Here is a 21,550-nt window from a genome sequence, read left to right on the forward strand (position 1 = left end):
TTTTAACCTTATAAAATCTCTTTACATTCCCAATGTGGAAAATGTTTTCTTACAAGTGCATTGAACTCTATTTCAAAAGCACTATATTGACTATCTTTTTTACTTTGATTAGCTGATTTATTTCTTATCATTCCAGCACCAACAGTATTATTTGTAACTCTATCAATAATTATAAAACTACCCATAGTTTTTATTTTATCATAAGAATCAAAGGCTAATGTTTGCTCTAAATCAAGTTTTGCTCTTGCAATTTCATTTAGATTTAAAACATTTGCTTCTTGTTTCTCTAAAGTATTTACATCCGTTTTATAGTAAAATTGGCTAATTGTACCAACAGTTGTAGTTGTTGCTCTTTTGATAAAATATTGTTTTCCTTTTGTTAAAGGTTCTTCATTCATCCATACAATATCAACATCAAAGTTATTTGCAATATCTGGTTGTTCATCGCTTTTTACTATTATGTCTCCACGGCTAATATCTATTTCATCATTTAGAGTAATAGTTATAGCTTGATCAGCATAAGCATATTCTAAATTTCCATCATAAGTTACAATTTCTTTTATCGTTGAACTTTTAAGTGATGGTAAAACTGTAATACTATCTCCAACTTTTATAACTCCACTCGCAATAGTTCCACAAAACCCTCTAAAATTTAGATTTGGTCTATTTACATATTGAACTGGGAACCTAAAATGTGTTAAATCTCTATCGTTATCAATTTTCACATTTTCTAAGTGCTCAATTAGAGTTTCACCTTTATACCAAGGAGATTTTTCACTTCTATTTACTATGTTATCACCATTTAGTGCAGAAATAGGAATTAAAGTTATATTACTCGTAAGTCCTAATTCTTTTGCAAATTTTAGATAATCAGTTTTTATATTTTCAAAAATATCTTCTCTAAAATCCATTAAATCCATTTTATTTATAGCAATAACTATGTGATTTATTCCTAAAAGTTTATTTATAAAAGAGTGTCTTCTCGTTTGTGTTTGCACTCCATATCTTGCGTCTATTAGAATAATTGCTAAATCAGCTGTTGAAGCTCCAGTCGCCATATTTCTTGTATATTGCTCGTGACCTGGAGTATCAGCTATAATAAATTTTCTTTTATCTGTTGTAAAATATCTATAAGCAACATCAATTGTAATTCCTTGTTCTCTTTCACTTTGAAGACCATCAACCAATAAAGATAAATCAAATTCACCATCAGTTGTATTTGTTTTTTTACTATCTTTTTTAATTGCTGCTAGTTGATCTTCAAAAATCATTTTTGAATCATGCAATAATCTTCCAATTAAAGTAGATTTTCCATCATCAACATTTCCACAAGTTATAAATCTTAGTAACTGTTTATTTTCATGCTCTTTTAAGTAGCTTTCTATATCATTTGCTATTTTTTGTTCTATTTGTGACATCTTAAAAGTATCCTTCTATTTTTTTCTTTTCCATTGAACCAGCTTGGTCGCTATCTATTACTCTTCCTTGTCTTTCACTTGTTTTTGTTAAAAGCATTTCTTGAATAATCTCTGGTAAAGTAGTCGCATTAGAGCTTACAGCACCTGTTAGAGGATAACAACCTAGAGTTCTAAATCTTACAGATTCTTCTTTTATAACATCGTCTTTACCTATTGGCATTCTGTCATCATCAACCATTATTTTTACACCATCTTTTTCAACAACAGGTCGTTTAGCTGCAAAGTATAAAGGCACAATAGGAATTTGCTCTAAATAGATATATTGCCAAATATCAAGTTCTGTCCAGTTTGAAAGTGGGAAAACTCTAATGCTTTCATCTTTATGAACTCTACCATTGTAAATATTCCAAAGTTCTGGTCTTTGATTTTTTGGGTCCCATCTGTGATTTTTATCTCTAAAAGAGTAAATTCTCTCTTTTGCTCTTGATTTTTCTTCATCTCTTCGTGCACCTCCAAAAACAGCATCAAATTTATATTTATTTAGTGCTTGTTTTAAACCTTGAGTTTTCATAATATCTGTGTGAACAGCTGAACCATGAGTAAAAGGGCTAATATTCATAGCAATACCTTCAGGGTTTGTATGAACTAATAGTTCAAATCCTTCTTCTTTCGCTCTTTTATCTCTAAAAGCTATCATCTCTTTAAATTTCCATAAAGTATCTACATGAAGTAGTGGAAATGGTAACTTTGCAGGTGCAAAAGCCTTAAGTGCTAAATGAAGCATAACGGCTGAATCTTTTCCAACACTATACATCATAACAGGATTATCAAATTCTGCAACAACTTCTCTTATTATATGAATTGACTCAGCTTCAAGCTGTTTTAAATGTGTTAATTGTTTTGTATCTATTTGCATTTTTCTTTCCATCAATTTTTTGACTAGTTCAAATTGAAAGTTTGAGTTTGTCTTTATCTTTTTTGAATTTTATTTTTTATGTAAACCACACTCTTTGTGTTCAGGATTTTCCCACCACCATCTACCAGCTCTTATATCTTCACCATCCTTAATGGCTCTGGTACAGGGTGCACAGCCAATGCTTGGAAATCCTCTATCGTGAAGCTTATTATAAGGAACTTTATTTGATTTGATATATTCCCAAACTTCCTCTTCACTCCAATTTATAAGTGGATTGACTTTAATAACTTGGAAATTTTCATCCCATTCAACTAAAGGCATATTTGTTCTTGTTACACTTTGAGATGCTCTAAGCCCAGTTATCCAAACTTCAACATCCTTTAATGCCCTTTTTAAAGGCTCTATTTTTCTAATATTACAGCAACTTTTTCTATTTTCTATACTTTCAAAATGACCATTTATCCCTTGAGTGTGATATAGATTTTGTACATTTTCATTATTTGGGAAAAATACATCAATTTTTATACCATATTTTAAATTTGTAGCATCCATTACATCATAAGTTTCTGGATGTAATCTTCCTGTATCAAGTGTAAAAATAGATGCATTTTTATTTTTTTTAAGTAGAATATCTGTTAATACTTGATCTTCAGCTGCTAAACTTGAACTTAAAGCAACATTTTTAAAATTATCTAAAAAATAAGCTACTACTTCCATCGTTGAAGTATTTTCAAGTTTTTTATTAATATTTTCTAAATCTTCTATTTTGCTCATTTATTAACCTAAATTTGATAATCATTTGATGTTTCTTTTACTTTTCCAAAAGATAGTTTGTTCCAAGCTCTTTCGTGAAAATAATATAAAACCATTTTAGTAATCACTTCAATTGTACCAATTGAAGCTGCCATTATTAAGTTTCCAGTTACAAAGTATGAAACTATCATCGTATCTAAAGTTCCAACTGTTCTCCATGACACTGCTTTTACTACTGAACGATAAGGTTTTTCGTGCATTTAGTTTCCTAAAAATATGAAAAAGAGTTTTTACTCTTCTTCATACTCATAAAGACCAGAGCTTAGATATCTTTCACCAGTATCACAAAGAATAGTAACTATTACTTTACCTTTATTCTCTGATCTTGAAGCTACTATTTTTGCTGCTAATGCATTCGCTCCTGATGATACTCCTACTAAAAGTCCTTCTGTTTTTGCTAATGCTCTTGAACTCTCTATTGCATCATCATTCTCTATTGTTACTATTTCATCATACACTTTTGTATTTAATACATCTGGTACAAATCCTGCTCCTATTCCTTGTATTTTATGTGGTCCTGGATTACCTCCACTTAACACTGGACTTGCTTTTGGTTCAACTGCAATAATCTTAATATTTGGGTTATGTGCTTTTAATACTTCTCCAACTCCTGTTAATGTTCCACCTGTTCCAACACCTGCTATAAAAATATCTATTTTTCCATCCGTATCTTTTAATATCTCTTGAGCTGTTGTTAATCTATGTATTTCAGGGTTTGCACCATTTTGAAATTGTTGTAGAATAATAGAATTCTCAATTTCTGATTGCAACTCTTGAGCTTTCTCAATAGCACCTTTCATACCTTTTTCTGCTGGAGTTAATACTAATTTTGCTCCTAATGATTGTAGAAGTCTTCTTCTTTCTATACTCATTGATGCTGGCATTGTTAATATTAATTTAATACCTAAAGCTGCACTAACTGATGCTAAAGCTATTCCTGTATTTCCACTTGTTGGTTCTATAATTGTTGAATCTTTAGTAATAACACCTGATTCCAAAGCTTTTTTTATCATATTAGTACCAATTCTATCTTTTACTGAATGACTTGGGTTCATAAATTCACATTTACCTAATACTGTTGCTCCACTTTCTTCACTTGCTTTTTGTAGTTTTACTAAAGGAGTATTTCCTATCAACTCTGTTACATTTTTTGCGTATATCATCTTTTATCCTTTTAATTTTATATATTATAATGTAAGAAATCATTATATTTTGATTGATATTCATCTAATTTAGATAGTTCTATATCAAAAATATTTTTCATACTATTTTTTGATTCTTCAAAAAATAGATTTAAAATTGGGTTTTCAGCTTTTGAATCAACGATTTTTATATCATCTTCTAAAGCAACTAAAATATCTACGACCTTTATCTCATCAGGGCTTTTAGCAAGTAAGTAACCACCTCTTGCTCCTCTTATACTTGTAACTAAATTAGCACGTCTAAGCTTACTTAGAAGTTGCTCCAAATAGTTTTGAGGTATAGAAGCATTTGATGAAATATCCTTTATTTGCATGGGAGTATCATCTTTATGTTTACTTAGCTCATACATAGCAGCCAATCCGTACACCCCCTTAGTTGAAATTAATGGCATATTTAACTACTTGTTTAATGCTTGAGTTAAATCTTCAATTAAATCTATTGTATTTTCCAATCCAATAGAAAGCCTTACAGTTGTTGGATTTACTCCTGCTTTTAGCAACTCTTCTTCACTTAATTGCGAGTGAGTTGTTGAAGCTGGATGTGTTATTAAAGATTTACTATCTCCAATATTTACAACGATACTAAATAATTTTACACTATCTATTACTTTTTTTGCTTCTTCAAAAGTAGCTACTTCAAAAGACAATAATCCAGAAGCTTTTCCATTATTAAAGTATTTTTGAGCCTTATCGTAATATTTATCACCTTTTAGCCCTGGATAGCTTACAGATTTTACTTTTGGATGACTTTCTAAAAATTTTGCAACTTCTAAAGCATTAGATGAATGTTTATCAACTCTTAAACTTAATGTTTCTAAAGATTGTATTAGTAACCAAGAATTGTGTGGAGATGGAACAGCACCAATATCTCTAGCAAGTGATAATCTAGCTCTTAAACAAAAGTTTGGTAGAGGAACTTCTGTATATACAAGACCATGATATGAAGCATCAGGAGTAGAAAAATGTGGATATCTATCTTTGTTTTGTTTGAAAAACTCTGCTAAATTATCTCTTTCAACAATAACTCCACCTAAAGCTGTTCCATTTCCACTTGTATATTTACTTGTAGAGTGAACTACAACATCAATACCAAATTTTATAGGGTTAAATAAACTTGCCGTTGGTACAGTATTATCACAAATAGTGATGATGCCATATTTTTGTGCAACTTCTACAATTCTTTCTATATTTGGAATTGCAATTTGTGGGTTTGAAAGTGATTCGAAAAATATAGCTTTTGTTTTATCATCAACTAAACTTTCTAAATCAGAAGCATCATCATTGTTGAATACTTTTACACTAATTCCTAATCTTTTCAATGTGAAATGAAATAGTGTAACACTTCCACCATAAAGTTTATCTGCAATTAAAATATTATCTCCAGCTTCAGCTATGTTGATAATAGAGTAAAATATTGCAGCAGCCCCACTTGAAGTTGCAAGAGCAGCAGCTCCACCTTCAAGTTGTGCATATCTTTGTTCGAAAATATCTGTTGTTGGGTTATTTAGCCTTGTGTAAATTGCCCCTAACTCTTTTAATGCGAATAAATTGGCTGCATGAGTACTATCTCTAAAGGCATAAGCTGTTGTTTGAGAAATAGGAATAGCCATCTCACCATTTGAACCTTTCTTATCATAACCTGTATGAATTGCAATTGTCTCTTTTTGCATTTTTAATCCTTTATAAATTAATCAACTTTAAATATGTTGGAATTATAAACTATTTTTTTTACAATGTCAAGTCTTTTAATCAAATTTATATAAATATAGAATAAATAAAAGTTTGAGAGTAAGTTAATTTATTTAATCAACTTTAAAATCTTTGTTAAGTTATGATTTGTTAGAATACCAAGAAATCAATATAAAAGAAGATAAATTGATAGAAAAATATAATATCTTTAAAGAGATTGCTATTGATAAAAACGAAGAACTTTTTTTTGAAGTTTTTAAAAATGATAAAATAAAAATAGAAAAAATTGTATCAAACGGACAAAAATCACCTCAAAACTTTTGGTATGAACAAGAAAATAATGAATATATTTTACTTTTAGAAGGTTTTGCAATACTTGAATTTGAAGATTTTGAAGTTGGACTTAAAAAAGGCGATTGTCTAAATATAGAGGCTTTTAAAAAACATAGAGTAAAATTTACAAGTTTAGATGAACCAACTATATGGTTTGCAGTTTTTTATTAAGGAAATATTTTGAAAATAGCAATAATTGGAGCAGGTGCTTCTGGAATAATGGCTGCAATTACAGCTAAAAGGTTGAATAAAGATTTACAAATAGATATTTTTGATGCAAATAAAAGCATAGGTAAAAAGATATTAGCTTCTGGAAATGGAAGATGTAATATCTCAAATACTTCAATTTCTATTAAAAATTATATAGGTGAAAACCCAGAATTTGTAAATTTTGTTTTAAAAGAGTTTGATTTTAGGGCTTTTGAAAAATTTTGTAAATCTATTGGACTTTTACTTGATATAAAAGAAAATGGCAAAGTTTATCCACTTTCAAATGAAGCAAAATCAGTAACAAATCTTTTATTTTTAGCTTTAGAAGAGTTGGGTATAAATATATTTTGTGAACATTTTGTGCAAGATTTGGAAAAAATAGAAGATAAATTTGTAGTAAAAACAGCTGAACTTGAATATAAAAACTATGATAAAGTTGTTATAACTTCTGGTCTTGGAGCAGCTCCTCAATTAAATTCAAGTGAAATAGGGCTTGATTTTGCTTCAAAATTTGGACATTCATATAATCCAACTTATCCATCTTTAGTAGGACTTCAAACACAAAACAATTATAATGGAAAACTGCAAGGTGTAAAAAAAGAGTGTTTGGTTAGTTTATTTGTAAATGGAACTTGCGAACAAGAAATCTTTGGAGATGTTTTGTTTACAAGTTATGGAGTTTCTGGTTTTGCAATACTTGATATTTCGCAACTTGCTGTTTTTAACTTAATCTCTTATCAAGATGTGAATGTTTCACTTAATTTTTTTCCAAAACTTCCTGTCAACGATTTGGCAAATCAAATACAAAGTTTGTTAAAAGCTATTTCAAATCAAAGAGTTGTTGATATTTTAACTGGAATTATTTCAAATAAAATAGCACCAATTTTACTAGATATTTGTAAAATTGATATAAATATAAAAACAGATGAGATAAATGCAAAGCAAATTAAAGCAATAGCTTATCAATTAAACTCTTGGAAGATGGAAATTATCGATACTCAAGGTTTTTCGCATAGCGAAGCAAGTGGTGGAGGAGTTAGAACAATTGAAATAGATAATAAAACTTATGAGAGCAAATTGTGTAAAAATCTATATTTTGCTGGAGAAGTTTTAGATATAGTTGGAAATAGAGGAGGATATAATCTTCATTTTGCTTGGGCAAGTGGGTATTTAGTAGGCAAAAATTTGATGAAATAAAAGTTTTAAACTTTTATTCCAAGCTCCCACCTAAAGTTTTAAATAGTTCATTTCTATTTTCTAACTCTTCAAGATAAATTTTTACTAGATTTTTTTGTGCATTTATATAAGCCCTTTGTGAAATAAGCATATTTAAATATGTTCCATATCCTATTTTATAAGAGTTTAAAGCTATATTATAAGTATCAAATAGAGATTTCGCAAGCTCTTTTTGATTTTCAACTCTTTGAGTTATGTTTTTTCTGGTTGCTAGTGCATCATTTACTTCTTTAAAGGCATTTTGTATAGTTTTTTCATACTCTTTTAAAGCAATCTCTTTTTGAGTATTACTCAAATCAAGTTTTGCCATATTTTCTCCACCACTAAAAATAGGTAAATTTATACTTGGACTAAATTGCCAAATATTTGTACCACTAAAAAGATTTGATAAACTTGAACTTGCATAACCAGTTGAAGCTGTTAAACTAATACTTGGAAAAAAGGAAGCTCGTGCAACTCCAATATTTGCATTTTTAGCTCTTAATTTATATTCAGCTTCAAAAATATCAGGTCTATTAAAAAGTACATTTGATGATATTCCAGAAGATATTAATTTTAGATATTTTTCACTAGTAAAATCATCATTTATAGTTTTTAAATCTATTTTTGAAGATGTTAAAAATTCTAAAGAGTTTAAATCCTTTTGTATTTGTGTTTCAAAATCTAAAATATCATTTTGAGCATCTTTTAGTGCAGAGTATGAACTTAAAACCTCTTCTTTATTTGTTATTCCTACTTCATACTTTTTTTGTGTTAGATTATAAACATCTTCTAAATTTTTCAAAATATCTTTTGATAGGTTTAAATTATGTATGTTTGATTTAAGGCTTAGATATGAGTTTATTGTTTGTGAAACAAGAGATAATTTTGTTGATTTACTTGCATATTGTGTTGCTAAAAAGTCATTTTTTGCTACATCATTTAAGCTTTTTATTTTTCCAAATAAGTCAAGTTCAAAAGATGTTCCTAAGTTTGCTTTATAGTTGTTTGATATTCCTAAATCTGTTTTTTGTCTTAATAAATTCCCATTTGCATCAAGTGTTGGAAAATATTGTGATTGTTCTATTCTATACAATGATTTTGAAGCTTCTATATTTAAAAGTGCTATTTGTATATCTTTATTGTTTTCTAAAGCAAGATTTACAATATCTCTTAAATTCTCATTTTCTATAAAATTATCCAAAGTTATTTTTGAATATTCAGATAAATTTTGACTATTTTTTAGCTCTTTTGGAATTATCTCATCTTTATTTATTTCTAGTTTTGGTGCTAATGATACACAAGAAGAAAAAAATAGAGTTACAAATGATAAAGAAATTATTTTTTTAGTCATTCTTTACTCCTTTATTAAACATTTTTGTAATTAATATAAAAAATATTGGTACAAAAACTATTGCAAGTATTGTTGCACTTATTGTTCCACCGATTATTCCTGTACCTATTGCAATTCTACTATTTGCTCCTGCTCCTGTTGAAATAGCAAGAGGGATAATCCCTGCAATAAAAGCTAAAGAAGTCATTATAATAGGTCTTAGTCTTAGTGTTGCTCCTTTTATAGTTGCTTCAAACAAGTTCATACCATTTTTATATGCATTATTTATAAATTCCACAATTAAAATTGCATTTTTTGAAGCCAATCCCATAACAGCTAAGAGTGCTACTTGGAAATATACATCATTACTTAAATCTCTAAAATATACAGCTAAAACTGTTCCAAAAATTCCTAAAGGAACTACAAGTAAAACAGAGAATGGAATACTCCAACTTTCATAAAGTGCTGCAAGACACAAGAAAATTACCAATAAAGAGATAGAATACAATAATATTGATTGATTACTAGCCATTCTTTCTTCATATGAAACTCCACTATATGTGTGCATTGTTCCATTTGCATTATTATTTGCAATTTTATCCATTTCGTCCATAGCAACTCCAGAACTTATTTTTGTTGCTGCATTTCCTTCTATCATATAAGACATAAAACCATTAAATCTTGTAAGTTCTTCTGGTCCATATTCCCATGCAAATCTTGAAAATTCACTAAATGGTGTCATAGTTCCAAAACTATTTCTAACTTTCCATTTATATAAATCTTCTGGAGCACTTCTATAAGGTGCATCACCTTGAATATATACTCTTTTTACTCTAGTTCTATCTATATAATCGTTTACATAAATTCCACCCCAAGCTGCACTTAAAGTATTATCTATATCTCTTAAATTTAAACCTAAAGATAAAGCTTTTTGCGTGTCATAATATATTTTAAGTTGAGGAGAATCATCAGTTCCATCTGCTCTTACAGAAGATACTAAAGGATTTGTTTTGGCTTCTTCTATGATAGCTTCTTTTACTTGGGATAACTCTTCTCTTGTAATATTTGTATTTGCTTGAAGTTGAAACTCAAATCCATCACTAGAACCCAAACCTTGAATAACACTAGGATTTATTGTAATAACCCTTGCATCTCTTATAAAATATTGAGATTCTGGATTGTTAAAAGATTCTCTTGCCCTTTTACTTATTTCATCGACATGATTTTCTTTCCCTTTTCTAATACTCCAATCTTTTAAAGATACAAATCCCATTCCAGTATTTTGTCCACTACTTCTACTACTAAACCCTGATATTGTAAATATTGTGTTTAAATTTTCTTTTTCTTCATTTAGAAAATAATCTCTTACAATATCAGCAACTTCAACCGTTCTAGTAGCAACCGCTCCGACTGGAAGAGTTACTTGTACCATTAAACTTCCTTGATCTTCTTTTGGTAAAAAGCTAGTTGGAAGTTTTATAAAAAGATATGTTGTACTCACGATAACTAAAAGATACAAAAACATATATCTTTTTGGAACAAAAATAATTTTGTTAATAAAATTTGTATATCGGTTTGTAAAATTACTGAATTTTCTATCAAACCAACCTATAAATCCACTCTCTTTAGATTTATGTGGTTTTAAAATAGTTGAACAAAGAGCTGGTGTTAAAGTTAAAGCTACAATTACAGATAAAACCATAGCAGATATTATAGTAACAGAAAATTGTCTATAAATAACTCCTGTTGAACCACTAAAAAATGCCATTGGTAAAAATACAACAGATAAAACAGTTGTGATACCTATCAATGCACTTGTTACTTCATTCATTGATATAATAGTGGCTTCTTTTGCATTTAAACCTTTTTCATTCATATTTCTTTCAACATTTTCAACAACAACAATAGCATCATCAACTAAAAGTCCAATAGCAAGAACTAAAGCAAACATTGTTAGAGTATTTATTGTAAAACCTAAGATATTTAAAATGGCAAATGTTCCTAATATTACAACAGGAACAGCAATTGCTGGAATGATAGTTGCTCTAATATTTTTTAAAAATAGAAACATTACTAAAATAACTAAAATAATAGCTTCTATTAAAGTTTTCACAACTTCATTTATTGAAGCTTTTATAAAAGATGTTGTATCTCTTGGATATGCAATATCATATCCTTGTGGTAATATAGTCCTTGCTTGTTCTAAAAACTCCTTTACTCTATTTGAAGTAGCAACAGCATTTGCTCCACTTGCTAATTGTATAGAGATACCAGAAGCTGGAAAACCATTTAGTGCGGTTATATTGTTATAACTTTGAGCTCCTATTTCAACTCTTGAAACATCTTTTAATTTTACACTACTTCCATCTAAATTTGATTTTAAAACAATATTTTCAAATTCATCAACAGTTTTAAATTTAGTTCTAGCTGTTACAGTTATAGCTAATTGTTGTTCATCTAAAGTTGGCATAGCTCCAATTCTTCCAGCACTTGCTTGTGAATTTTGAGTATTTATTGCACTTTGTATATCTGATGGCATCAAAGAGTATTTTTCAAGTTTATATGGGTCAAGCCAAATTCTCATAGCATATTGTCCACCATAAACTGTAACTTCACCAACTCCATCAATTCTTGAAATACTATCTTGAAGATTACTTACTAAAAAATCTGAAATATCAGTTTTTTCAGCTTCTCCAGTTGAATCATAAATAGAGGCTAACATTAAGAAATCGGTTTGAGATTTTGTAATTCTTATGCCTTGTCTTTGTACATCTTCAGGAAGTCTTGATAGTATTTGTTCAACTTTATTTTGAACTTTAACTTGAGCAATATCTGGATTTGTCCCTTGTTTAAAAGTTATTCTTATTCTTGAACTTCCAGATGAACTTGAACTTGAAGAAAAATATAACATCCCATCAAGTCCTGTTAGCTGTTGTTCTATTATTTGAGTTACACTATTTTCAACAGTTTGAGCTGAAGCACCTGTATAAACAGAAGCAATATTTATTTGAGGTGGAGCAATGTCTGGGTATTGTTCAACTGCTAATGTATAGAGGCTTACAATCCCACTAATCATAATAATAAGAGAAATAACCCAAGCAAAAATTGGACGAAAAATGAAAAATTTAGCAATCATTTATTAGTCCTTGTACTTATCTGACAAATCTTTTGGGATTACTTTACTTTTATCATTGATTTTATTTAATCCTTCAATTATGATTTTGTCATTTTCATCTATCCCAGAAGTTACTAGCCATTTGTTGCCTATTGCTCTTTGAATTTCTATAATTTTTGTTTTTGTACCATTGTTTTCATCTATTATTGTTATTATTGGATTTGCTTTTTGGTCTCTTAATACAGCTTGTTGTGGAACCAAAAATGAATCAACTTTTGTTGAGGTTTGAATTATTGCTTTTACATACATTCCAGAAAGTAAAATATTGTCTTTATTTTCAAACTCAGCTCTTAAAGTTACAGTTCCTGTATTTTCATCTACTGCTAATTCTTTACTTTCCATAACTCCTTTTTGAGAATAAACTGAACCATCATCTAAAATTAAAGTTACAGAAGTATTTGTAAAATCATTTGTTGGAAGGAATTTTTTTAATTTTAAAATATCATTATATGATTGATTTAAATCTACAAAAACTTTTGAACTATCTTTTATTGTTGTTAGATAATCACTTTGATTTGCTAATACTAAAGCTCCACTTGTAACAGTTGATATTCCTATATAACCACTTATTGGTGCTTTTATATCACATCTTTGTAAGTTTATTTTTGCATTTTCAAGATTTGCAATTTTCTCTTGAACCAATGCATTTGCTTGGAGATAGTTGGCTTTTGCATCATCAAGTTCTTGTTTTGATGCTCCATCAAATTTTATAAGTTCTTCAACTCTTTTTAGTTTTGCTTCAATACTTACTAAATTTGCTTTTGCACTATTTAAACTTGCATTTGCTTGATTAAATTCCATTTGATAAGTTGATTTATCAATTTTATATAAAATATCACCTTGCTTTACAAAACTTCCCTCTTTAAATAATTGTTCTTGTACAATTCCTGTAATTTGAGGGCGAACTTGTGATATAAATTTTGGTTTTACTCTACCACTTATTTCTTGCTCTAATGCAAATTGCACTTTCTTTAGGTTTATGAAACCTACTTCAGTTGGTTTTGGTGTAAATTTTGTATCTTCTTTTTTCTCACAGGCACTAAAAAGTATTAAAATTGTAGTTATAAAAATAGTAAATTTTGATTTTGTAAACATAATGGTCCTAAAAATTTGAATTGTGGATTTTACACTATCAATATTAATTAAATATTAATATCAATACTCAAGAATACCCTTTAAAAGTAATATTGTAGTTAAAAATTGTTAATATTTTACCTGAAATTTTATATAAGGAATTTTTATGAGTTTAATTATTGATGACTTAGTACAATCAAAATACAATTATAATGTAGCATTTTACGTACATTTAAAAGAATTTAATACAAATGTAAGAGATGAATTAGAAAGAAGAATAAGTGAAGTTTTTTTCTTTTCAAAAGGTGTAAATTGGAAGTTTGATAGTTTTGGTATAGAAAAAGCAGGAGAGAGAAAAACTGATATTTTAGGGTATTTCATATTTAGAAGTGTAGAAGTTGAAAAATTAAAGAAACTATTTTTAGATGAGTTTAAAGACTATTCAAATGCATCAAAAATAAGTTGTTCTGTTGCAAAATATGAGAAAGTTAGTGAAGAATTTTTTGAGCTTGAGATATAAATCAAGCTCTATATGTTTTAATAATAAAATAGTTTAAAATAGAAATTAAAGTTATACTAAAAGCTATTACAAAAAATCCATTATCATCAAAATTTAGTGCTATTGAAGATACTAAAGCTCCCAAACCAAACTGTAAAACACCCAATACTCCAGAAGCAACGCCTGCATTTTTTGAGAAGTGTTCTATTGCTAAAGACATACAATTCCCAAAAATAAATGCCATCATACTCATATATGAAGCGATTATTAACACGGTCAAAAATAAATTCATATCTTTGTGAATTAATATAAAAATTACTCCTACAATAGTTTGGAATAAAATAGCACTTTTTATAATACTAAGAGCTTTATGTTTTTTTAGCAAAGCTACGTTTACATTTATCATCAGTATTAAAAGAATAAAGTTTATACCAAAAAATAGTGGAAAGTAATCAGTAGAAATATTAAAATACTCTATGTATATAAATGATGTTTTAGAAATAATGATAAAAAATCCACCAAAACTTAATGCCAAAACAAGCATAGCTCTCATAGCCATTTTATGAGTTAAAACTATTTTATATGACTCAAAAACTCCTTGTTTGACATATACAAAACTCTCTGGAAAATCTTTGTAAATAAAAAATGCAACTATTAAAGCATAAATTGTTAAAAATACAAAAATTCCTTCCCATGGAAAGAAGTGAATAATAAAAGCTCCAATTACAGGAGCTAAAAGTGGAGCTAAACTTCTTACCATCCCAATTAGAGAAAAAACTTTTGCTGCTTCTTGTCCTTTAAATCTATCTCTAACAGCAGCAGCTGCATTTACAACGGTAATTCCACCAAAAAATGCTTCTAAAAATCTATAAACCCAAAGTTCATAAATAGATGAACTAAATATTATTAAGAAACTAAAAAGTGCATAACCTAAAAGTCCGATTATCGAACCAAATCTTCTTCCATATCTATCAGATATTGGACCACCAAATATTTGACCCATTGAAAAACCTATTAAAAAAATTGCTAAAGAAAGTTCAACTTTGTGAATATTTACTTCAAAATATTTTGCAATTTCTGGAATGGAAGGTAAATAAGTATCAACTCCCATAGGAGCAACTGATGATAAAATAGATATTAAAACTATTAAATATATATGATTAATTGATTTTTTCATAAAAACTCTTTAAATAATGCTTAAAATAAAATGTAGATTTTTTAATAATAAAAAATAGGTATAAGAAAATAAAAAAGGGAATTATTCCCCTTTTTTATTTATTTTAACATACTATGTAACATCCATAAATCTTTTTCAAGTTTTGCAACTTTTTCATCTGCAAATGCTTCTGTACCTTTATCTGAATTCTCTCCAGCGAGTTTACTTAACTCTTTGAAAGCTTTTAAAAGGTATTCAAAATCAGCAATTATTTTTTCTACAATCTCTTTAGATTTGAAACTATCACCTTTTTCAGTTTCAATTTTTGTAGCTTTTATTAACTCTTCCAAAGTTAAATAAGGTTTGTCTCCTAATATGATAACTCTCTCCGCCATATCATCGTACAGTTCTGACATACTATCGTAAACACCTTCTGTATATGAATGAACAGGATGAAAGTCCATACCTTTTACATTCCAGTGGTAGTTATGGATTTTTACATACAGTGCATGTGCATCAGCTTGAATTTGTTTTAATTGTTTAATTACTTTTGACATTATAACTCCTTATAAAATTGTTAAAAAACATTATATAACCATAAAAGATATTTGTCAATAAAAATAAAAGTACGATTTTATTTTTAATAATAATTAATTAATTTAAACTTAATAAATAAAATATTAATAGTTAAATTATATTCTGAAGAGTATAATCTATCTTGTAGGTTTTATTTGGTGTTTTTAAAACAATAATTTGAAATAAAAAAAGGGAATGTATGAAAAAAGTATTTCTATTGTGTTTGGTATTTTTATCGCATAACTTATTTGCGAATGACATTTTGTATGTAAGTAGTGTTAAGAATCTGTATGAAACTTCGCAAAGTAGCGTCTCAAAAGGAAGAATACTTCCTACTTCAAAGATTGAGATTTTAGATGAAGTGGATAATAGATATAAAGTAAAAGTAGTAGGTTATGTAAAGGAAGAAGTTGAATATGCTTTATATTTTACATATAAAAATAGGATTTTAGTTGCTGGATTATCAAAAAATAATAATTTTGAAGTTATTAATTCAAAAAAAGTTGATGATAAAGAGTTCAGCGATTTTAAAGAACTAGAAATTATAGCTTATATAGATAAGGATAATTTAACAAAAGATTTAAACGCTTTATATAAAAAAGCCAATGAATTGTATAGCAATAACTGTGGTATCTGTCATAGTGCCCATGATAAAAAAGAATTTGTTGCAAATCTTTGGCCTAGTGTTATGAAATCTATGCTTAGCAGAACTGCTTTAACAAAAGAGGATAACTATTTAGTTGTTCAATATTTACAAAAACATTCAAAAGATATGGAGTAAAAAATGAAAAATATAGATAAAAAAAGAAGAAGTGTACTAAAACTAGCTGTACTATTTGCAGCTGTTCCTTTTATTGATGTTGTTACAAATCGTTCAAATTTATTAGCATCTAGTATTTCAAAATTTTCTACAACATTGATAACAAATGGAGAAGTTATAACAGCTGCCCATTGGGGATTATTGAAATTAACGATAAAAGATGGAAAAATCACAAATTCACAACCATATCAAAAAACTTCAGAAATTGAAAATCCTTTACAATACTATACTCAGGATTTAGTTTATGCTAATGATAGAATAAAATATCCAATGGTTAGAAAGTCTTATTTAGAAAATCAAAATGATTCAAAACCTGAATTAAGGGGCAATGATGAATGGGTGAGAGTTTCTTATGAAAAAGCTATAAAATTAATAGCAAACCAGCTTAAAAAAACAAGAGAAGAAAAAGGTGCAGAGGGAATTTTTGCTGGAAGTTATGGATGGAAAAGTAGTGGAAATATGCACAATTCAAGAGTATTACTCCATAGATTTATGAATGTAACAGGTGGGTTTACTGGTTCTTTAGGTGATTATTCAACAGGAGCTGCACAAGTTATCATGCCACACGTTTTAGGAACTATTGAAGTTTATGAACAACAAACTTCTTGGCCACTTATTTTGGAAAATTCTAAAGTTGTAGTTATTTGGGGAGCAAATTTAATAAGAACTCTAAAAATTGCTTGGACTTCGACAGATGAACAGGGATTTAAATATTTACAAGAGTTAAAAAAATCGAATAAAAAGATTATTTGTATTGACCCAGAAAAGAATGAAACTTGTACTTATTTGAATGCAAGATGGATACCTATAACTCCTGGAACAGATGTCTCTTTTATGATGGGAATAGCTTATCATTTATTAACAACAAATAATTATGATAAAAAGTTCTTAGAAGAATATACAGAAGGATTTGATGATTTTAAAAAATATCTTTTGGGAGAGGAAGATAATATTCCAAAAAATACTAAATGGGCTTCAAAGATTTGTGGAATAGATGAAAAAACAATCAAAGAGATAGCTTTATTGATGTATGAAAATAGAACAATGATAATGGCTGGTTGGGGTATTCAAAGAGCTCAATATGGAGAACAGACTCATTGGATGATTGTTACTTTAGCTTCAATGTTAGGGCAAATTGGACTTGCTGGTGGTGGATTTGGATTTTCATACCACTATTCAAATGGAGGAGTTCCAACATCTAAAGGTGGTGTTATAGGTGGAATAACTTCAACAATTAATGCTACTAAAACTACTGGAGGCTCTTCTTGGCTTGAAAAAACTGCAAAATATTCTTTCCCCGTTGCTAGAATTGCAGATGCATTATTAAATCCAGGAAAACAAATAGAACATAATGGTAAAACTATAACTTATCCAAATATTGATTTTATATATTGGGTTGGAGGAAATCCAATGGTTCACCATCAAGATACAAATAATTTGATAAAAGCTTTAAGAAAACCTAAAACTATTGTTGTAAATGAAATGTTTTGGACACCAACTGCTAGAATGGCAGATATTGTAATGCCAGTTACAACAAGCTATGAAAGAGATGATATTACAATGAGTGGAGATTATTCTAATTTAAATATTTTTCCAATGAAACAAGCAGTAGAAAAACAAAATGAAGCAAAAGATGATTATGAAATATTTTGTGATTTAGCAAAAGAATTTGGTGTTTATGAAGAATATTCTCAAAATAAAACTCCGTTGCAATGGATAGAAGAGTTTTATAATAGTGCATATAATCAAACTAAAAATTTAGGTTTGGACATACCAACATTTGAAGATTTTTGGAAGGAAAATAAGCCTGTAACATTTGAAGTTCCTTATGAAAATACAGAGTTTATAAGATATTCTGATTTTAGAGAAGATCCTATTTTAGAACCACTAGGAACTCCTTCTGGAAAAATAGAAATATACTCAAAAACAATAGAAGCTATGAATTATGATGATTGTAAAGCTCATCCAACTTGGTTTGAACCAGATGAGTGGTTGGGAATGAAAAATAAAAGTGCAGAGTTTGCATTGATTACTTCTCATCCGAATCTTAGACTTCACTCTCAATTAAATAATACAAAACTTAGGGATAAATATTCTGTATCTAATAGAGAACCAATTTTTATAAATACTGAAGATGCAAAATCTAAAAATATAAAAAATGGAGATATTATAAGAGTTTATAATAACCGAGGTGAGATATTAGCAGGAGCTGTTATTACAGATAATTTAAAAAAAGGTGTTGTAAGAATAGATGAAGGAGCATGGTATGATCCACTTGAAAGAGGGAAAATAGGGACTATTTGTTTAAATGGAAATGTTAATGTTCTTACAAAAGATATACCAACATCAAAATTATCAAATGGGAATAGTTCAAATACAGTTTTAGTAAACATTGAGAAATATAGAAAAAAAGCTCAAGATATCTCTATATTTAAACAACCATAGAATATAAATAAAGCCTTTAGGCTTTATTTATTTGAAATAATATCAACTATTTCTAAAGGAGTTTTTACTATAAAATCAGCTCCAAATTCACTTAATTCTTTTTCATCTCTAAATCCCCATAAAACTCCAATAGCTATCATTCCAGCATTTTTTGCTGTTTGCATATCTACTTTTGTATCTCCTACGAAAAATATATTTTCACAAGGAGTGTTTAAAGCTTGTGCTATATCTATTGCTGCTTTTGGATTTGGTTTTTTAGGAACATTTTGTTTTTGTCCGTGTATCTCTTTAAATCCGTAATCTTTAAAAAAATGATTTACATAAGTAACTGTAAATTCATGTGGTTTATTTGATAAAACTGCTAAATTGCAATCTAGCTTTTTTAATTCATTTAATAATTCATAAATACCTTGATAAGGAAGAGTTTTTGAGTGCATTTTTCCATCATACTCTACTTTAAATCTTTTGATAACTTCATCTTTTATTTGGTTTGTCTGATTTCCTAAGGCATTCTCTACTAAAATATCAACACCTCCACCAACAAAATATTTATAATCTTCAATTGAATGTGTTTGAAGATTTAAACTTTCTAAAACTTTATTCATAGAAATTGCTATATCTTCTATTGAATCTAATAATGTTCCATCTAAATCAAAAATTATAGTTTTTTTATTATCAACTGTTTTCATTCTTCCCACCAAATTTATAGAATATTTATATGAATGCTATTGAAAAGAGTATTAATTTTCTATAAAAGTAACATTTTAAATCAAAGTGTAACTTTTTGTTAATATAAAAATATAAGAAAATAGAATATGATTAATTATATGTAAAGAATAGTTTTAATATGGTTATAATAACAATTGTTTATCAAGCTTTTAAGACTTGTAGATATTGTTACAAAATTTTCATATTTTGAAGTTGTTAATATAATAATAAAATTAAATGGAGTAAAACAAAATGAACGCATCAGAATTATTTATCAAAGCGTTAGAAAATGAAGGTGTTGAGTATATCTTCGGAATCCCTGGAGAAGAAAATCTTGATTTTCTTGATGCTCTTAGAGAATCAAAAATCAAATTAATTTTAACAAGACACGAGCAAGGTGCAGGATTTATGGCTGCGACTTATGGAAGATTAACTGGAAAAGTTGGAGTATGTTTATCAACTTTAGGCCCTGGTGCTACTAACTTTGCAACAAGTGCTGCTTATGCACAACTTGGTGGAATGCCTATGATGATGATTACAGGACAAAAACCAATCAAAAAATCTAAACAAGGTAGATTTCAAATCATTGATATAGTAAGAATGATGAGACCTATGACTAAATTTGCTAAACAAATTGTAAATGGTAACAATGTTCCATCTATGGTTAGAGACGCATTTAAAATAGCAACTACTGAAAGACCAGGAGCTGTTCACCTTGAATTACCAGAAGATATAGCAGCAGAAGAAGTAGATCACGATACAAATGTATATCCAGTAGTTAATGTAAAATATCCAGTTGCTGTTGATGATGTTATTGCTGAAGCAGTTGCTATGATTGAAAAAGCGAAAAGACCACTTTTATTAATCGGAGCTGGTGCAAATAGAACAAGAATTGGAAATACTTTAACAGATTTTGTAAACAAAACTGGAATGCCATTCTTCTCTACTCAAATGGGTAAAGGTGTTGTTGATGAAAATCACCCATTGTGTTTAAGTGCTGCTGCATTATCAAAAGATGATTTTGTTCATTGTGCTATTGATAGAGCAGATTTAATTATCAATGTTGGACATGATGTTATTGAAAAACCACCATTTTTTATGTCAAATCAAGAAGGTGCTACAAAAGTTATGCACGTAAACTTTTTTGCTAGTGAAGTAGATGATACATATTTCCCTCAAATGGACGTTATTGGTGATATCGCTGGAAATATCCAAAAATTCACAGATAAAATAACTGTTCAATCTCACTGGGATTTTGATTATTATGTAAGATTAGCAGATGAAATTAGAACAAGATTAACTAAATATTTTGGTGATAATAGATTCCCAATTTTACCTCAAAGAGCTGTAAGATCTATCAGACAAACATTAGATGCAGAAGATATTTTAACTTTAGATAATGGAGTTTATAAAATATGGTTTGCTAGAAATTATAGATGTGCAAGACCAAATACACTTCTTTTAGATAATGCATTAGCTACAATGGGTGCTGGACTTCCATCAGCTATGATGGCAAAAATGATAAATCCTGATAAAAAAGTTGTGACAGTATGTGGAGATGGTGGATTTATGATGAATTCACAAGAGATGGAAACAGCTGTTAGATTAGGATTAGATTTAACGGTAATTATTTTAAATGATAATGCTTATGGTATGATCAAATGGAAACAAACAGGAATGGGGTTTGAAACATTTGGACTTGATCTTGGAAATCCTGATTTTGTTAAATATGCAGAAGCTTATGGAGCAAAAGGTTATAGACCAACTTCAGTTGAAGATTTTGAAAAAACTTTAGAGCAATGTGTAAATAGTAAAGGTGTTCACTTGATAGACCTTGCTGTTGATTACTCTTTAAATCACTCAATTTTAAATGAGTTATTACCTTCAAAAGCTTGCTTAGTATAAGCAACAGTTTTTAACAGGGGCTTTAAAAAGCCCCTTTTTTTATTCTAAATTTTAATAAGGAGA

The 21,550-nt window shown here is 28.6% G+C and carries 19 protein-coding genes; 6 read left to right on the plus strand and 13 right to left on the minus strand.

Going from position 1 to position 21,550, the window contains the following annotated elements; translation table 11 throughout:
- Positions 1–8: 8 nt before the first annotated feature.
- The 7 genes from cysN to ACNSOS_RS07305 all read right to left on the minus strand — a co-directional run bounded on the left by cysN (position 9) and on the right by ACNSOS_RS07305 (position 6,019).
- The gene (gene cysN, locus ACNSOS_RS07275) at positions 9–1,418 is read right to left on the minus strand and encodes a sulfate adenylyltransferase subunit CysN (protein ID WP_113895212.1); all 1,410 of its coding nucleotides are present in this window, start codon (positions 1,416–1,418) and stop codon (positions 9–11) included.
- Between the two features lies 1 nt (position 1,419).
- The gene (gene cysD / locus ACNSOS_RS07280) at positions 1,420–2,334 is read right to left on the minus strand and encodes a sulfate adenylyltransferase subunit CysD (protein ID WP_113895211.1); all 915 of its coding nucleotides are present in this window, start codon (positions 2,332–2,334) and stop codon (positions 1,420–1,422) included.
- A gap of 69 nt (positions 2,335–2,403) precedes the next feature.
- Complete coding sequence (locus ACNSOS_RS07285; protein WP_418184769.1) at positions 2,404–3,108, minus strand: phosphoadenylyl-sulfate reductase; 705 nt, start codon at positions 3,106–3,108, stop codon at positions 2,404–2,406.
- Between the two features lie 8 nt (positions 3,109–3,116).
- On the minus strand, positions 3,117–3,347 hold the full coding sequence (locus tag ACNSOS_RS07290; protein WP_113895209.1) for a DUF2061 domain-containing protein: 231 nt from the start codon (positions 3,345–3,347) through the stop codon (positions 3,117–3,119).
- Positions 3,348–3,377: 30 nt separating this feature from the next.
- Positions 3,378–4,310 (minus strand): cysteine synthase A, encoded by a 933-nt coding sequence (gene cysK / locus ACNSOS_RS07295; protein WP_418184770.1) that lies wholly within the window; start codon positions 4,308–4,310, stop codon positions 3,378–3,380.
- Positions 4,311–4,327: 17 nt separating this feature from the next.
- On the minus strand, positions 4,328–4,741 hold the full coding sequence (locus ACNSOS_RS07300; RefSeq protein WP_113895331.1) for an RrF2 family transcriptional regulator: 414 nt from the start codon (positions 4,739–4,741) through the stop codon (positions 4,328–4,330).
- Positions 4,742–4,747: 6 nt separating this feature from the next.
- Positions 4,748–6,019, minus strand: a complete 1,272-nt coding sequence (locus ACNSOS_RS07305) for an O-acetylhomoserine aminocarboxypropyltransferase/cysteine synthase family protein (protein ID WP_418184771.1) — start codon at positions 6,017–6,019, stop codon at positions 4,748–4,750.
- 166 nt (positions 6,020–6,185) lie between these two features.
- On the opposite strand from ACNSOS_RS07305, the gene ACNSOS_RS07310 reads away from it, so the two are divergent.
- Complete coding sequence (locus ACNSOS_RS07310; RefSeq protein ID WP_418184772.1) at positions 6,186–6,542, plus strand: cupin; 357 nt, start codon at positions 6,186–6,188, stop codon at positions 6,540–6,542.
- A 9-nt stretch (positions 6,543–6,551) separates the two neighbouring features.
- A complete protein-coding gene (locus ACNSOS_RS07315; RefSeq protein WP_418184773.1) occupies positions 6,552–7,778 on the plus strand; it encodes an NAD(P)/FAD-dependent oxidoreductase in 1,227 nt (408 codons plus the stop codon).
- Between the two features lie 13 nt (positions 7,779–7,791).
- On the opposite strand, the gene ACNSOS_RS07320 is transcribed toward ACNSOS_RS07315, so the two are convergent.
- The 3 genes from ACNSOS_RS07320 to ACNSOS_RS07330 are packed head-to-tail and all read right to left on the minus strand — an operon-like array spanning position 7,792 to position 13,399.
- A complete protein-coding gene (locus tag ACNSOS_RS07320) occupies positions 7,792–9,150 on the minus strand; it encodes an efflux transporter outer membrane subunit (protein WP_418184774.1) in 1,359 nt (452 codons plus the stop codon).
- Complete coding sequence (locus ACNSOS_RS07325; RefSeq protein WP_418184775.1) at positions 9,143–12,265, minus strand: efflux RND transporter permease subunit; 3,123 nt, start codon at positions 12,263–12,265, stop codon at positions 9,143–9,145. The genes ACNSOS_RS07320 and ACNSOS_RS07325 overlap by 8 nt, the downstream gene beginning before the upstream one ends.
- A 3-nt stretch (positions 12,266–12,268) precedes the next feature.
- A complete protein-coding gene (locus tag ACNSOS_RS07330) occupies positions 12,269–13,399 on the minus strand; it encodes an efflux RND transporter periplasmic adaptor subunit (RefSeq protein ID WP_418184776.1) in 1,131 nt (376 codons plus the stop codon).
- Positions 13,400–13,544: 145 nt separating this feature from the next.
- Between ACNSOS_RS07330 and ACNSOS_RS07335 the strand changes: the two genes are divergently transcribed.
- Complete coding sequence (locus tag ACNSOS_RS07335) at positions 13,545–13,898, plus strand: hypothetical protein (protein ID WP_418184777.1); 354 nt, start codon at positions 13,545–13,547, stop codon at positions 13,896–13,898.
- Position 13,899: 1 nt separating this feature from the next.
- Here ACNSOS_RS07335 and ACNSOS_RS07340 read toward each other — a convergent pair whose 3' ends face one another.
- Together ACNSOS_RS07340 and ACNSOS_RS07345 are read right to left on the minus strand one after the other, a co-directional pair.
- Positions 13,900–15,054, minus strand: a complete 1,155-nt coding sequence (locus tag ACNSOS_RS07340) for a multidrug effflux MFS transporter (RefSeq protein WP_418184778.1) — start codon at positions 15,052–15,054, stop codon at positions 13,900–13,902.
- A gap of 98 nt (positions 15,055–15,152) precedes the next feature.
- Positions 15,153–15,590 (minus strand): Dps family protein, encoded by a 438-nt coding sequence (locus ACNSOS_RS07345; RefSeq protein ID WP_418184779.1) that lies wholly within the window; start codon positions 15,588–15,590, stop codon positions 15,153–15,155.
- Positions 15,591–15,808: 218 nt separating this feature from the next.
- On the opposite strand from ACNSOS_RS07345, the gene ACNSOS_RS07350 reads away from it, so the two are divergent.
- Together ACNSOS_RS07350 and ACNSOS_RS07355 are read left to right on the plus strand one after the other, a co-directional pair.
- The gene (locus ACNSOS_RS07350) at positions 15,809–16,390 is read left to right on the plus strand and encodes a cytochrome C (protein WP_418184780.1); all 582 of its coding nucleotides are present in this window, start codon (positions 15,809–15,811) and stop codon (positions 16,388–16,390) included.
- A 3-nt stretch (positions 16,391–16,393) separates the two neighbouring features.
- Positions 16,394–18,874, plus strand: a complete 2,481-nt coding sequence (locus tag ACNSOS_RS07355) for a molybdopterin guanine dinucleotide-containing S/N-oxide reductase (RefSeq protein WP_418184781.1) — start codon at positions 16,394–16,396, stop codon at positions 18,872–18,874.
- A gap of 23 nt (positions 18,875–18,897) precedes the next feature.
- On the opposite strand, the gene ACNSOS_RS07360 is transcribed toward ACNSOS_RS07355, so the two are convergent.
- Positions 18,898–19,563: an HAD family hydrolase gene (locus ACNSOS_RS07360; RefSeq protein WP_418184782.1), complete on the minus strand. Its 666-nt coding sequence runs from the start codon at positions 19,561–19,563 to the stop codon at positions 18,898–18,900.
- A 271-nt stretch (positions 19,564–19,834) separates the two neighbouring features.
- On the opposite strand from ACNSOS_RS07360, the gene ACNSOS_RS07365 reads away from it, so the two are divergent.
- Entirely contained in the window at positions 19,835–21,487 is a 1,653-nt protein-coding gene (locus ACNSOS_RS07365) for an acetolactate synthase large subunit (RefSeq protein ID WP_113895319.1), read from the plus strand.
- Positions 21,488–21,550: the final 63 nt, after the last annotated feature.

Source organism: Aliarcobacter vitoriensis (genome assembly GCF_048320235.1).
Lineage (GTDB): Bacteria > Campylobacterota > Campylobacteria > Campylobacterales > Arcobacteraceae > Aliarcobacter > Aliarcobacter vitoriensis.